The organism is Actinophytocola sp., assembly GCF_035712165.1.
Taxonomy (GTDB): domain Bacteria; phylum Actinomycetota; class Actinomycetes; order Mycobacteriales; family Pseudonocardiaceae; genus DASYTH01.
In genome coordinates this window covers 20,262-32,268 of the sequence record NZ_DASTBH010000038.1, presented here as the reverse complement: position 1 = coordinate 32,268, position 12,007 = coordinate 20,262, and the positions used below count along the sequence as shown (strand labels likewise).

Here is a 12,007-nt window from a genome sequence, read left to right as displayed (position 1 = left end):
GTCCATGCGGAAGGCTTCTTCGGCGAGTTTGGCGGCTTCGGCGGGGGTGGGGGGATCGGGCTCGGGGGGTTTGGGGCGGGGGCGGCGGGCGACTCTGGCCGGGTTTGAGTAGATCCAGTTCCAACGTTCGGCGACGGACATGATGCCGCTGATGATCGAGTGAATTTGGTGGACTGTGGAGGCTGCCAGGGGTTTGCAAAGGTGGGGGGTGCAGTCGTTGGCCGCGCAGTCGTGGGGGTCATCGGTGGCGTGCTGCTCGACGAACGGCTTGCCGTCGCAGCGGGTGCGGCAGCGACGAAGCTCGGTGTAGAAGGCCTCCAAAGCGTGGGCGTCGATCTTGCGGGCGGGGACCTTGCCGAGCGCGGGACGGATGTAGCGCTCGATGTAGTTGACGTAGCTGGCGCGGGTGCTGTCCTCGATTTCGCTGGTGCGTAACCATTCGTTGACCGCGTGGCCGAACGGAACGGATGACTCGGTGTTGCGTTGTTTGAGGACTTGGGCGCGGAACTCGGTGAGTTTGTCTTCGGCCTTCTTGTGGGCGGCCTTGTTGGTGCCCTTGATCGAGGCGGTGAGGTAGCGGTCTCGGCCGGTCACGGGGTCTCGGCCGGCGAACAGGCGGACCTGGAGTGCGCTCCCCGCTGCCGGACGCTGCCCATCCGTCTCGCCTCGGAGTCAGTGGCCATGTACGCAGTTGTACTCGTGGACAGGGTCATGGACACCGATCAACTTGGATCGGAACACGTATTGCGTTTGTGCTGGTAGATGCTAGTGGGGCCGAGGGGAGTCGAACCCCTACTGGCTGGAACCTAAATCCAGTGCCTCTGCCTGTTGGGCTACGGCCCCTGTGGGTTGGGTGGCAGCGTAGCGGGGGGTGGGCCCCGGGGTGCTGTGTCATCATTGTGGCCGGGTGGGTGGTCGGGCTAGGAGGGGGTATGGGACCTCGGCGGATGTTGGACCGGTTGGTGGACCGGTTCGAGACGCGCGGGGTCTACGTGCCGGGAGAGGATAACCGGACGATCTCCCCGCTGCGGGATTTTGCCTGGTTGCTGGCGGGGTGGTTGCTGACCGCCGCCGTGTTCGTCGTCTTCTTCGCGGTTGCCGCCTGAGGGCGAGTGATCGATCACCGCACGTGGCCCAACGGTCACAGGTTGGCTACAGGTGCGACTCAACGGGTCAACTTTGGCACCTTAATGGCCGGTAGGCGGTCAAGGTGGGGGAAGCACTCCTTCGTCGGAAAGTAGCCATCCACGTGAACAGAGCCAGGCTCGCGGCCGCCCTCGGTGCGCTGTCGCTCCTGGCGGCCTGCGGGGCCGGGCCGGTCTCCGGCGCGGCGGAGGTTCCGTTGCAGCCGCTGTCCCAGACGTCATCCAACGCTCCCCGCCTGATCACGGAAAACGGCCTGTCGGTGACCGTCTCGCCGCCCAAGGTCTTCACCCCCACCGACGCCGCGTCCCCGCCGGCCGCCCGGGCCGTCGCGTTCGACATGGTGATCGACAACGAGGGCACCTCGGTCTTCCGGCCAGCGCAACTGTCAGTAACGGCTACCTGCGACGGGGCTACCGCCGTCCAGGTGATCGACTCGACGCAGGGCTACACCGGTTTCGTCTCGGCCACCGAGGAGGTCCCGCCCGGCCAACAGGTGCGCCTCGCGGTGGCTTTCGCCCTGCCGACCGAGCGTTCCCAGTTCCAGCTGCTCGTCCAGCCCGACGCGCTGGCCGGCAGCCAGTTGACCGTCTTCCAGGGCACCGTGTAACCCGGTCGGTGCGCACCCGCTAGCGTCGGCGCCATGAGTGAGCAGAAGCGGTTGTCCGAAGGAGATCCCGCGCCCGACTTCAGCCTGCCGGACAGCACCGGCAAGCAGGTCTCGCTGTCCGACTACCGGGGCCGCACCGTCGTCGTGTACTTCTACCCCGCCGCGGGCACCCCCGGGTGCACCAAGCAGGCCTGCGACTTCCGGGACAACCTGGCCGAGCTGAACGACGCCGGGTTCGACGTCCTCGGCATCTCCCCGGACAAGCCGGCCAAGCTCGCCAGGTTCGCCGCCGACGAGCGGCTCAACTTCCCACTGCTGTCCGACGAGAACCGCGCGGTGCTCGCCGAGTGGGGCGCCTTCGGCGAGAAGCAGAGCTACGGCCGGACGATCACCGGCGTGATCCGCTCGACGTTCGTGGTCGACCCGGATGGCAAGATCGCCAAGGCGATGTACAACGTGCGCGCCACCGGGCACGTCGCCAAGCTGCGCAAGGACATTTCGGTATAGCGCCCGGGCAAAGCTGTCGGTTCGCTGTGTAATTCGGGCCTGGGACAACCGAATGGGCCCGCCGGGCGTAACGCCTGGACGTGCGGAAGGTTGCCGGGGAAGCACGTCAACCTGGCTGCCGGCCAGGGCGTTCTCCAGGCATGCGAACCAAGCCTGGACCCACCACCCGGCTGCTGCTCGCCGGACTCGCCGCCGTTCTCACCGGCTGTGCCACGCAGCCGCAGAAGACCGGAACCGCCCCGGTCGCCGTCCTGTCGGTGCCGCCGGACATCCCGGAGCCCCGGCTGCCCCAGCCGATGCCGGCTCCGGCGCCCGCGCAGCGCACGATCGACCCCGGGCCGGTGATCGGGGCGGCCCGGGCGATCGAGCCGGCCACGACGCTCGGCGCCGTCGTGCTCGACCGGACCACGCGTGCCGAACTGCTCGCCATCGAACCGGACCGGCAGTTCCGCGCGGCCTCGCTGGTCAAGCTGTTGATCGCGATCGATGTCCTGTCCCACGGCGCGGACGACCGATTACGCGACCGGATCAGCACCATGCTGCGGGTCAGCAACGACGGCATCGCCAGCGACCTGTGGAGCCGCGCAGGCGGGCCCGAACTCGTGCGGCGCACCAGCAACGCGCTGGGCCTGACCGGCACCCACCCGCCGGCCGATCCCGGACAGTGGGGCGACGTGCTGCTCACCGCCCGGGACGTGGTGCGCGTCTACGACCACGTGCTGACCACGCTGCCGGAGCCGGACCGCACGCTGATCGTCGGCGCCCTGGCCGGGGCGCCTCGGGTCGCCGCCGATGGGTTCGACCAGCACTTCGGCATCCCCGCCGGGCTGCCCGGGCAGCAATGGGCGATCAAGCAGGGCTGGTCCAACAGCGCCCGGGACATCTCGCTGCACACCAGCGGTCTGGTCGGCGCGGACTGGCGCTACGTCGTGGTGGTGCTCACCGAGCATCCGCGCCGGGTGGCCTGGAGGGCCGCGGCGAACGCGGTCACCGCGGCGACTCAGGCGCTCGCGGCGGCATTCTGAGCGCGCGCCGTCAGCCGGCCAGCGCGCGCAGGTGCGTCACCAGTTGCCGCAGGGCGATGCCACGGTGCGAGAGCGCATCCTTCTCGGCCGGCTCCAGCTCGGCGGAGGTCCGGCTCGCCCCGTCCGGCACGAAGATGGGGTCGTAGCCGAACCCGTTGGCACCCCGGGGAGTTCTGACCAGAGTGCCGCGCCATTCACCGCGTACCACGGTTTCCCGCCCGGACGGGGTGGCCAATGCCGCCGCGCACACGAACGCGGCGCCCCGCCGCTCGTCGGGCACGTCGGTGAGCTGGGCCAGCACCAGTTCCAGGTTGGCCAGGTCGTCGCCGTGCCGGCCGGACCAGCGTGCCGACAGCACGCCGGGCATGCCGTTCAGGGCGTCGACGGCGATGCCCGAGTCGTCGGCGATCGCGGGCAGCCCGGTGGCGGCCGCGGCGTCGCGCGCCTTGGCGACGGCGTTCTCCTCGAACGTGGCGCCGGTCTCCGGCGCCTCGGGGAAGGCCGGCACGGCGTCCAGGCCGACCACCTCGACCCCGGAGACGTGCTCGGCGAGCAGGATGCGGCGCAACTCGTCCAGCTTCTTGGCGTTGCGGCTGGCCAGCAGCACCCGGGTCAAGACCGGCCCGCCTTGGGCCGGGGCAGCTCACCCGGATAGGGCTTGGCCAGCGCGTCGGTCTGCCGGCGGTTGATCTCGACACAGCCGGCCAGCGCCAGGTCCAGCATCCGGTCCAGCGTCGAGCGGGTGAACGTGGCGCCCTCGCCGGTGCCCTGGACCTCGACGATCGTGCCGGCGTCGGTGGCCACCACGTTCATGTCCACCTCGGCCCGGGCGTCCTCCTCGTAGGGCAGGTCGAGCCGGACCCGGCCGTCGACCACCCCGACGCTGACCGCGGCGACCGCGCAGGCCAGCGGCTGCGGGTCGGCCAGCCGCCCGCCCGCGCCCAGCCAGGTGACCGCGTCGGCCAGGGCGACGTAACCGCCGGTGATCGCCGCGGTGCGGGTGCCGCCGTCGGCCTGGATCACGTCACAGTCGATGACGATGGTGTTCTCGCCGAGGGACCTGAGGTCGATGCAGGCCCGCAGCGAGCGCCCGACCAGCCGGCTGATCTCGTGGGTGCGGCCGCCGATCTTGCCGCGCACGGACTCCCGGTCGGTGCGGGTGTTGGTCGCCGAGGGCAGCATCGCGTACTCGGCGGTGACCCAGCCCAGACCGGAGCCGGCCCGCCAGCGCGGCACGCCCTCGGTCACGCTGGCCGCGCACAGCACCCGGGTGCGGCCGAACTCCACCAGCACCGAGCCGGCCGGCCAGTCCTGGAAGCCCCGGGTGATCCGGATGTCCCTGAGCTGGTCGTCTTCCCTGCCATCGCTTCGAGCCACCCGGCCACCCTATTCCGCTGCTCAGATCGGGTAGCTCTGGCCCTGCCGGACGAGCACGGTCTCGCCCTGGTAGGCCGACCGGGCCTCGGCGAGCACCGCGGCGGCGTCGGTCCACGGCGGCACGTGGGTGACGAGCAGCCGGCCGACCGCCGCACGGCGCGCCACCGTTCCCGCGTCGGTGCCGGACAGGTGCAGGTTCACCGGGCGGCCCGCGGCATGGGTCCAGGACGCCTCGGACAGCAGCACGTCGGCCCCGGCGGCGAGGTCGGCCAGGCCGTCGAAGATTCCGGTGTCGCCGGTGAACATCAGCGTGCGCCCGCCACCGGAGATCCGGAAGCTGTACGCCTCGCACGGATGCGCGGCGAGCAACGCGGTGACCTCGAACGGTCCGATGTGGACAGTCTCGGTCGTGATCTTGTGGAACTCGTATACATCGGACAGGTCGGTTTCCGCCTCGGTCGCCGCGTCCGGGCTGTGCGAGGCGACGAGCCGCCGCTCCGTCTCACCGGGCCCGTAGACGGGTAACCGGTTTGCCCGCGGATCCCGGGTGGGCGCCGGGTGATAACGGCGCAGCACGGTCAGCCCGGTGAAATCCGCACAGTGATCCGGATGCAGGTGCGAGAACAGCAGCGCGTCGAGGTCGAACGGGTCGCGCAGCGCCTGCAGCACGGCAAGTGTGCCGGTGCCGAGATCGAGCCCTAGTGCGAAACCATCGGCCTCGAGCAGGTAACCGGAGGTGGCGGCGTTGGGTCCGGGGGCGCTTCCGGAACAGCCGAGCACGGTCAGCAACACGGGGCACAGCCTTACATACGAGAGCCGCCAACGGGATCGGGTCCGCGCCTCAAGTGTGAAGCGCGGACACGGCGACAGGTGTGATCGGGCCGAGGAAGCGCCGGGCGAGCCGAAGGAACGGCTCGGTCGGACCGGTGGCCAGAAGCTCGTGTCCGACCTGGCCGTCCACTCCGGGCTCGGCCAGCAGGTCGTCCTCGATCAGCACGCGCACCACGGCTTTCGCGGTCTCCTCGGCACTGGAGACGAGGGTTACCCCCTCCCCCATGACAATCTGTAGCACGCCGGACAGCAGCGGGTAGTGCGTGCAGCCGAGGACCACGGTGTCCACATCGGCCTGCTGCAACGGCTCGAGGTAACCCTGGGCGAGCCCGAGCACCTGGCGGCCCGAGGTGATGCCGCGCTCGACGAAGTCGACGAACCGCGGGCAGGCCGCGGTGCTCACCGCAATGTCCGGTGCGGCGGCGAAAGCGTCGGTGTAGGCGCCGGACCGGATGGTGCCGGTGGTGCCGATCACACCCACCCGGCGGTTGCGGGTGGCCGCGACGGCGCGCCGCACCGCCGGAACCACCACCTCGATCACCGGAATGTCGTAACGCTCGCGGGCATCGCGCAGGCATGCGGCCGAGGCCGTGTTGCACGCGATCACAAGCAGTTTGACGCCGCTGGCCACCAGATCGTCGGCGATGTCCAGCGCGAGCCCGCGCACCGTCGCGATCGGCAGCGGCCCGTACGGACCGCCCGCGGTGTCGCCCACATAGCGCAGCCGTTCGCCGGGTAGCTGATCGGCGATGGCCCGGGCCACGGTGAGTCCGCCGACACCGGAGTCGAAGATCCCGATCGGAGCGTCCCGCGCGGCGCTCACCCGGCCAGATCTCCGGGCTGCGCCGCCGGAACCGGTGCCGGGGCGGCGGCCCGGCGGTTGGACCGCGCCACCAGCCAGGCGGCCAGCACGCCGAACACCGCCCCGAACAGGTGGCCCTGCCAGGAGATTCCCGGGTGTCCGGGCAGCACGCCGAGCAACATGCTGCCCCAGTACAGGAACAGCACCACCGCGATGGCGAGCTGCGCCATGCTGCGCGTGAAGATCCCGCGCACCAGGAGGAACGCCAGCCAGCCGAAGGCGAGCCCGGAGGCGCCGACCGTCACGCCGGAGCCGCCGGCGAGCCAGACGCCCGCGCCGCTGCCCAGCCAGATCGTCAGCGTGACCGCGACCCACTGGCCGAGACCACCGGCCATCGCGAGGAACCCGAAGATCAGCACCGGCAGCGTGTTGGCCAGCAGGTGCCCCCAGCCGTGGTGCAGCAACGGGGACCACAGGATGCCGTCCAGCCCGGAGACCGTCCGCGGCACGACGCCGAACTGGTCGAGGTCGACCGGCAGCACCACGTCGATCAGCTCGACGAGATAGAGCAGCACGGTGAACGCGGCGACCACGACCGCCGCCTGCCGCGGGTTGGGCGGCAGGATCCGGTTGACCGCACGGCGGTCGCTGGTCACGGGCTTGACAGGCAGTGTTTCCACGCAACCGAGACTACGTCGTCGCGCGGATGGCGGTATCGGGTGAAACCCCGGATGTCTGCTCAGGGTCGCGCCGGCGCGGCAGCAGCAGCGCGAGCAGGAACGTGAGCACGATCGCACCGAGGGCGTAGGCCGCCGCGACCCGGGTCGCGTGGGTGAAGTTGGCCTGCTGGGCCCGCTGGGCGGCGGCGGCGTAGGCGGCCGATGCGGGGTCGTCGCCACCGCCTGCCGGGCAGCCGGGCGGCGCGACCGTCGGGTCGGTGGCGCGGGCCCGCTCGACGTAGCACCGGGCGAAGGTGGCCACCCCGGCGTCGACCGCGGCCGCCGGCTGGCCGGTGGCGGCCAGGTCCCGGCGCAGTTCGGCGAGGACCCCGGCGCTGGCCGGCTCGGCGTGCGTGCCGAGCGCGCCGAACAGCGCCACGCCGACGACCGCCACGCCCAGCGCGTTGCCGATCCGCTGCGCGGTGTTGACCATGCCCGCGGCCGACCCGGCCTCCCGGGGCGGCACCGAGGCCAGCGCGATGTCCACGTTCGGCGCGATGGTGAGCCCGTTGCCCAGGCCGACCAGCAGCAGCGCCGGCATCAACGCCACGCCGGTGGTCGCCGGTCCGATGAGGACGATGACGCCCACCGTGCCGGCCGCCACCAGGGCGGGGCCGAGCAGCAGCACGCGGTTGCCGAGCCGGGCGTGCGCCTTGTCGGACAGCCCGCCGCCGACCATCGAGCCGACCGCGAAGGCCATCAGGATCAGGCCGGCGGCCAGCGCCGAGCGGCCCAGACCCAGCTGCAGGTGCAGCACGAGGGCGAACAGCAGGCCGATGAACCCGGCGAAGTAGGTGAGCCCGATCGCGGTCCCGACCGCGAGCGAGCGGTGCCGGAACAGCCGCAGGTCGAACAGCACGTCGCGGCCCAGCCGGATCCGGCGCAGCTCCCAGGCGACGAACGCCGCACCGGCCGGGACCGTGGCCGCCAGGGACAGCCACGCCCACGGCGGCCAGCCCGCGTCCCGGCCCTCGATCAGCGGGATGGTGACCAGCGACAGGGTGAGCGCGGCCAGGGCGATGCCGACCGCGTCCAGCGCGCCGCCCCGGCCCCGGGTGGGCGGCAGCAGCCGGGCCGCGAGGATCATCGCGACGATCCCGATCGGCACGTTGATCAGGAAGACCGGCCGCCAGAGCAGCCCGGCGATGTCGGCCTGCACGAGCAGCCCGCCGAGCAGCGGGCCGGCCGCGACCGACACCCCGGCCACGATGCCGTACATCGCGTAGGCCCGGCCGCGCTCCCGGGGCGGGAACATGACCTGGATCACGGCCAGGATCTGGGGGTTGAGCAGGCCGGCGAGGGCGCCCTGGGCCACCCGGGCGAGGAGCAGCTCGGTGGGGTTGCGGGCCAGGCCGCACAGCGCCGAGGTGACGACGAAGCCGAGCATGCCGAGCACGAACAGCCGGCGGTAGCCGAACCGGTCGCCGAGCCGCCCGCCCGGGATCAGGGTGAGCCCGAAGGTCAGCGCGTAGCCGCTGATCACCCATTCGATCTGGCCGTAGCTGGCGCCCAGGTCGAGCTGGATGGCCGGAATGGCGACGTTGACGATCGTCGCGTCCAGCAGGATCATGCCGGCGCCGGTGAGCACGACGGCCAGCGACAGCCAGCGGCGCGGGTCGGGCGTGGCTTCGGTCGGGTGGACGGTCATGACACCCCCCGCATCAACCTCAGTCGGCCAGCAGCCCCGGCAGCCGGGCGAGGAACTCGTCGTGCCAGGCGATCTCGGCCTGCAGCCGCAGGATCTGGTGCCGGAAGCCCATCCGGTCGCGGTCGGTCAGGTACTGGTCGACCCGTTCCTGGAGGTGCTGCCACTCGATCACCTGCGCTGCGTAGGCCGTGCGACGGTCGGTGAGTACGGCTCGGACCTGGTCCTCGGACAGGTCCTCGATGAAGTTCAGCGCAAGGTCCACCGGGTCGTGGGGCAGTTTGGTCGTTCTGAGGGCTTTGTCCCGATGTATCCCGAGCTCCTCTCGACCCGCCTGCGTGATCTCGTAGACGGTGCGGGCCGGCAGCCGGCCCTCCTGCTCGGTCTTGACCGGGGTGATCAGCCCTTCGTCGGCCATGCGGTGCAGCGCACCGTAGAGCGAGCCGGGCTTGATGTCCGTCCACAGCTCGGTGCGCTCGAGCTGGGCGTTGCGCCGGATCTGGTGGCCGTGCATGGGGCCGTGCCGGGCGAGGGAGGCCAGGACGAACAACCGCGTGCTGTTCATGTCGAAAGTGAACCATGTCCGACAGAGTACTCACGTATGAGTAGTCGTGGACGACTAGTTCAGCACTCCGGCCAGCCGGACCAGTGACCGGTCCATGTCCCGGGCCACGTCCTTGGTGCCGAACAGGCGCATGACGGCCCCGCGCACCGGTCCGGCCGGCTCCTGGCGACTACGCAGCCGGACGGTGGTGGCCGCCCCGTCCGGCTCGAGCTCGATGCGGAACTCGGTGGACGCGGCGAACTTCGGCGCCGGCTTGCCGTCCAGGCGCTCGGCCAGGTGCCGCCAGGCCAGCAGGCGGTTCGGCTCGAGCGCGGTGATCTCCTGGTCGACCTCGGACCGCTTGCGACCCCAGCGGCCGTGCTGGGTGCGTAGCTGACCGACCCCCTCCCCCGCGCGGACCTCCACCCGCTCGGCGAAGGCGAACCACTCCGGCGCACGGGCGGCGTCCGACACCACCGCCCAGACCTGGTCGACCGGCGCGTCCACCCGCGCCTCCCGCAGAATCTCAATCATGGGCACCACCTCGGGATATGATGTGCAACAGGATGAATAGTTCAGAATCTGAACGTTTCGAGATACTGTACCGCCGGATCTGGGGTGCGCTCAACCGGCCGGACAGCCCTGAACTGAGCCAGCACGAACGGCAGGTGCTGCATCACGTCGCGCCGGCCGGCGGCGTCGCCCTCACCTGGCTCGCCGGACACCTCGGGCTGCCCAAGAGCACCACCTCGGTGCTGGTCAAGAGCCTCGCGGCGCGCGGCTTCGTGGAACGTGCCCGCGACCCGGCCGACGAGCGACGGCTGGCCATCCGGCTCACCGACAAGGGCAGGCGCACTGTCGAGGCCGACACCGTGCTACGCCCGGACGCCCTGGCAGCGGCCATGACGGCGCTGGACCCGGATACCCGCGCCGCGCTGCTCGCCGGCCTGGAGCAGCTCGCCGACGCGGCCGAACAGCCCTGAAGCCTGTCCCGTGGATCCTTGTGGAAGCCCGCACCCGACCAACAGCTACCTCAGGGGACCGTGACGGCACCCAGCCACATCGGACCCGCTACCGGCGCCCGTCCCCGCAACGCAACGACCGCATTGAAATTCCGGAGCGGCGGCTATGCCCAGAGGTGGCCGTCGAGCTTCGCGGCGGCCTCGTCGAGAGTGCCGCTGTAGGCGCCGGTGGACAGGTACTTCCAGCCGGCGTCGGCGACGATGAACACCACATCGGCGCGCTCCCCCGCACCGGCGGCCTTCTCCGCGACGGCCAGCGCGGCGTGCAGGATGGCGCCGGTGGAGATGCCGGCGAAGATGCCCTCGGTCTCCAGCAGCTGGCGGGTGCGGCGCAGCGCGTCGTAGGACCCCACCGAGTAGCGGCCGGTGAGCACCGACGGGTCGTACAACTCCGGCACGAAGCCCTCGTCCAGGTTGCGCAGCCCGTAGACCAGCTCCCCGTAGCGCGGCTCGGCCGCCACGATCTGCACGTCGGGCTTGCGCTCCCGGAGGAACCGGCCCACCCCGACCAGCGTGCCGGTGGTGCCCAGCCCGGCCACGAAGTGCGTGACCGTCGGCATGTCGCGCAGGATCTCCGGGCCGGTGGTCTCGTAGTGCGCGCGGATGTTGTCCGGGTTGCCGTACTGGTAGAGCATCACCCAGTCCGGGTTGGCCGCGGCCAGTTCCTTGGCCCGGCGCACCGCCTCGTTCGACCCGCCCGCCGCAGGCGAGAACACGATCCGCGCGCCGAAGGCCTGCAGCAGCGTGCGGCGCTCCTCGGAGGTGTTCTCCGGCATCACGCACACCAGGCCGTAGCCCTTGAGCTTGGCCGCCATGGCCAGCGAGATCCCGGTGTTGCCCGAGGTGGGCTCCAGGATCGTGGCGCCGTGCCGCAGCCGGCCGTCCCGCTCGGCGGCCTCGATCATGGCCAGCGCCGGGCGGTCCTTCACCGAGCCGGTGGGGTTGCGATCCTCCAGCTTGGCCCACAGCCGCACGTCCGGCGCCGGCGCGAGGCGGGGCAACCCGACCAGCGGGGTGTCCCCCAGCGCGTCGAGCAGCGAGTCGTATCGAGCCACGGGCGCTCGTCAGCCCCCGGCGACCGCGGGCAGGATCGTGACCGTGTCGCCGTCGGCGATCTTGGCGTCCAGGCCGCCGGAGAAGCGCACGTCCTCGTCGTTGACGTAGACGTTGACGAACCGGTGCAGCGAGCCCTCCTTGACCAGCCGCGCCTTCAGCCCGCCGTGGTTGGCCTCCAGGTCGTCGATGATCTCAGCGAGCGTGTTCCCGCTGGCCGCGACCGACTTCTCGCCGCCGGTGTGGCTGCGCAGGATGGTCGGGATGGAAACGGTGACGGCCATGGATCAATCCTCCGGTAGCAACGGATCGTAGGAGTCGACGATGTCGACGGGTTCGGGCGTGACCTCGCCGTCCACGATCCGGTACGAGCGCAACTCGTGCTCGTGCGGGTCCCGGGTGGAGACCAGCACGTAGTGCGCGTCCGGCTCGGCGGCCAGGTTGATGTCGGTGCGCGACGGGTAGGCCTCGGTGGCCGTGTGCGAGTGGTAGATCACCACCGGCACCTCGCCGTTGGCGTCCAGCTCCCGGTACAGCTTGAGCAGGTCGGTCGAGTCGAACTCGTAGAAGGTCGGCGAACGGGCGGCGTTCACCATCGGAATGAACCGCTCCGCCCGGTCGGATCCCTCCGGGCCGGCGATCACTCCGCACGCCTCGTCGGGGTGGTCACGCCGGGCGTGCGCCACGATCGCCTCGACCAGGTCACGGCGTAGCTGCACGACATCCATC

Annotated in this window: 16 protein-coding genes, 1 tRNA gene and 1 pseudogene; 5 read left to right on the top strand and 13 right to left on the bottom strand. The window is 71.1% G+C overall.

From position 1 onward, the window contains the following. A pseudogene (locus VFO68_RS02045) lies at nt 1-594 on the bottom strand (site-specific integrase); the annotation flags it as partial. A gap of 175 nt (nt 595-769) precedes the next feature. Beyond that, nucleotides 770-843, bottom strand: a tRNA-Leu gene (locus VFO68_RS02040). A gap of 89 nt (nt 844-932) precedes the next feature. Here VFO68_RS02040 and VFO68_RS02035 point away from each other — a divergent pair. From VFO68_RS02035 to VFO68_RS02020, 4 genes are all read left to right on the top strand, one after another. Continuing rightward, on the top strand, nt 933-1,106 hold the full coding sequence (locus VFO68_RS02035) for a hypothetical protein (RefSeq protein WP_325156389.1): 174 nt from the start codon (nt 933-935) through the stop codon (nt 1,104-1,106). A 143-nt stretch (nt 1,107-1,249) separates the two neighbouring features. Next, nucleotides 1,250-1,753 (top strand): hypothetical protein, encoded by a 504-nt coding sequence (locus VFO68_RS02030; RefSeq protein WP_325156388.1) that lies wholly within the window; start codon nt 1,250-1,252, stop codon nt 1,751-1,753. A gap of 33 nt (nt 1,754-1,786) precedes the next feature. Continuing rightward, nucleotides 1,787-2,260 carry a thioredoxin-dependent thiol peroxidase gene (gene bcp / locus VFO68_RS02025; protein ID WP_325156387.1) on the top strand — a complete coding sequence of 158 codons (474 nt, stop codon included), beginning with the start codon at nt 1,787-1,789 and terminating at the stop codon, nt 2,258-2,260. A gap of 140 nt (nt 2,261-2,400) precedes the next feature. Continuing rightward, entirely contained in the window at nt 2,401-3,285 is an 885-nt protein-coding gene (locus tag VFO68_RS02020) for a hypothetical protein (RefSeq protein WP_325156386.1), read from the top strand. A 10-nt stretch (nt 3,286-3,295) separates the two neighbouring features. Here VFO68_RS02020 and rdgB read toward each other — a convergent pair whose 3' ends face one another. Genes rdgB through VFO68_RS01980 form a run of 8 tightly spaced genes read right to left on the bottom strand, consistent with a single transcriptional unit; the run spans nt 3,296 to nt 9,737 of the window. Further along, nucleotides 3,296-3,901: an RdgB/HAM1 family non-canonical purine NTP pyrophosphatase gene (gene rdgB / locus VFO68_RS02015; protein WP_325156385.1), complete on the bottom strand. Its 606-nt coding sequence runs from the start codon at nt 3,899-3,901 to the stop codon at nt 3,296-3,298. Continuing rightward, nucleotides 3,898-4,662 carry a ribonuclease PH gene (gene rph, locus VFO68_RS02010; RefSeq protein WP_325156384.1) on the bottom strand — a complete coding sequence of 255 codons (765 nt, stop codon included), beginning with the start codon at nt 4,660-4,662 and terminating at the stop codon, nt 3,898-3,900. The genes rdgB and rph overlap by 4 nt, the downstream gene beginning before the upstream one ends. 21 nt (nt 4,663-4,683) lie before the next feature. Continuing rightward, entirely contained in the window at nt 4,684-5,454 is a 771-nt protein-coding gene (locus VFO68_RS02005) for an MBL fold metallo-hydrolase (RefSeq protein ID WP_325156383.1), read from the bottom strand. Nucleotides 5,455-5,503: 49 nt separating this feature from the next. Then, on the bottom strand, nt 5,504-6,316 hold the full coding sequence (gene murI, locus VFO68_RS02000; RefSeq protein ID WP_325156382.1) for a glutamate racemase: 813 nt from the start codon (nt 6,314-6,316) through the stop codon (nt 5,504-5,506). Beyond that, a complete protein-coding gene (locus tag VFO68_RS01995; RefSeq protein WP_325156381.1) occupies nt 6,313-6,975 on the bottom strand; it encodes a rhomboid family intramembrane serine protease in 663 nt (220 codons plus the stop codon). Before VFO68_RS01995 ends, murI begins: the two co-directional genes overlap by 4 nt. Before the next feature lie 10 nt (nt 6,976-6,985). Further along, nucleotides 6,986-8,662, bottom strand: coding sequence for an MFS transporter (locus VFO68_RS01990; RefSeq protein ID WP_325156380.1), 1,677 nt, complete (start codon nt 8,660-8,662; stop codon nt 6,986-6,988). Between the two features lie 19 nt (nt 8,663-8,681). Continuing rightward, nucleotides 8,682-9,224 (bottom strand): PadR family transcriptional regulator, encoded by a 543-nt coding sequence (locus tag VFO68_RS01985; RefSeq protein WP_325156379.1) that lies wholly within the window; start codon nt 9,222-9,224, stop codon nt 8,682-8,684. A gap of 54 nt (nt 9,225-9,278) precedes the next feature. Beyond that, nucleotides 9,279-9,737 carry an SRPBCC family protein gene (locus tag VFO68_RS01980; RefSeq protein ID WP_325156378.1) on the bottom strand — a complete coding sequence of 153 codons (459 nt, stop codon included), beginning with the start codon at nt 9,735-9,737 and terminating at the stop codon, nt 9,279-9,281. A 17-nt stretch (nt 9,738-9,754) separates the two neighbouring features. On the opposite strand from VFO68_RS01980, the gene VFO68_RS01975 reads away from it, so the two are divergent. Beyond that, nucleotides 9,755-10,186: a MarR family winged helix-turn-helix transcriptional regulator gene (locus tag VFO68_RS01975; protein WP_325156377.1), complete on the top strand. Its 432-nt coding sequence runs from the start codon at nt 9,755-9,757 to the stop codon at nt 10,184-10,186. A 143-nt stretch (nt 10,187-10,329) separates the two neighbouring features. Here VFO68_RS01975 and VFO68_RS01970 read toward each other — a convergent pair whose 3' ends face one another. From VFO68_RS01970 to VFO68_RS01960, 3 genes are read right to left on the bottom strand one after another with little or no spacing between them, the layout of a single operon-like run. After that, nucleotides 10,330-11,280, bottom strand: a complete 951-nt coding sequence (locus VFO68_RS01970; RefSeq protein WP_325156376.1) for a cysteine synthase — start codon at nt 11,278-11,280, stop codon at nt 10,330-10,332. A gap of 9 nt (nt 11,281-11,289) precedes the next feature. Further along, nucleotides 11,290-11,562 (bottom strand): MoaD/ThiS family protein, encoded by a 273-nt coding sequence (locus VFO68_RS01965; protein WP_325156375.1) that lies wholly within the window; start codon nt 11,560-11,562, stop codon nt 11,290-11,292. Between the two features lie 3 nt (nt 11,563-11,565). Further along, nucleotides 11,566-12,006 carry a M67 family metallopeptidase gene (locus VFO68_RS01960; protein ID WP_325156374.1) on the bottom strand — a complete coding sequence of 147 codons (441 nt, stop codon included), beginning with the start codon at nt 12,004-12,006 and terminating at the stop codon, nt 11,566-11,568. Between the last annotated feature and the right edge of the window lies 1 nt (nt 12,007).

Bases quoted from the DNA above. Each gene is read 5' to 3' on its own strand.
- VFO68_RS02035 (WP_325156389.1), top strand. From the start codon at position 933: ATGGGACCTCGGCGGATGTTGGACCGGTTGGTGGACCGGTTCGAGACG.
- bcp (WP_325156387.1), top strand. From the start codon at position 1,787: ATGAGTGAGCAGAAGCGGTTGTCCGAAGGAGATCCCGCGCCCGACTTC.
- VFO68_RS02020 (WP_325156386.1), top strand. From the start codon at position 2,401: ATGCGAACCAAGCCTGGACCCACCACCCGGCTGCTGCTCGCCGGACTC.
- VFO68_RS01990 (WP_325156380.1), bottom strand. From the start codon at position 8,662: ATGACCGTCCACCCGACCGAAGCCACGCCCGACCCGCGCCGCTGGCTG.
- VFO68_RS01985 (WP_325156379.1), bottom strand. From the start codon at position 9,224: ATGAACAGCACGCGGTTGTTCGTCCTGGCCTCCCTCGCCCGGCACGGC.
- VFO68_RS01980 (WP_325156378.1), bottom strand. From the start codon at position 9,737: ATGATTGAGATTCTGCGGGAGGCGCGGGTGGACGCGCCGGTCGACCAG.
- VFO68_RS01975 (WP_325156377.1), top strand. From the start codon at position 9,755: ATGATGTGCAACAGGATGAATAGTTCAGAATCTGAACGTTTCGAGATA.
- VFO68_RS01965 (WP_325156375.1), bottom strand. From the start codon at position 11,562: ATGGCCGTCACCGTTTCCATCCCGACCATCCTGCGCAGCCACACCGGC.
- VFO68_RS01960 (WP_325156374.1), bottom strand. From the start codon at position 12,006: ATGGATGTCGTGCAGCTACGCCGTGACCTGGTCGAGGCGATCGTGGCG.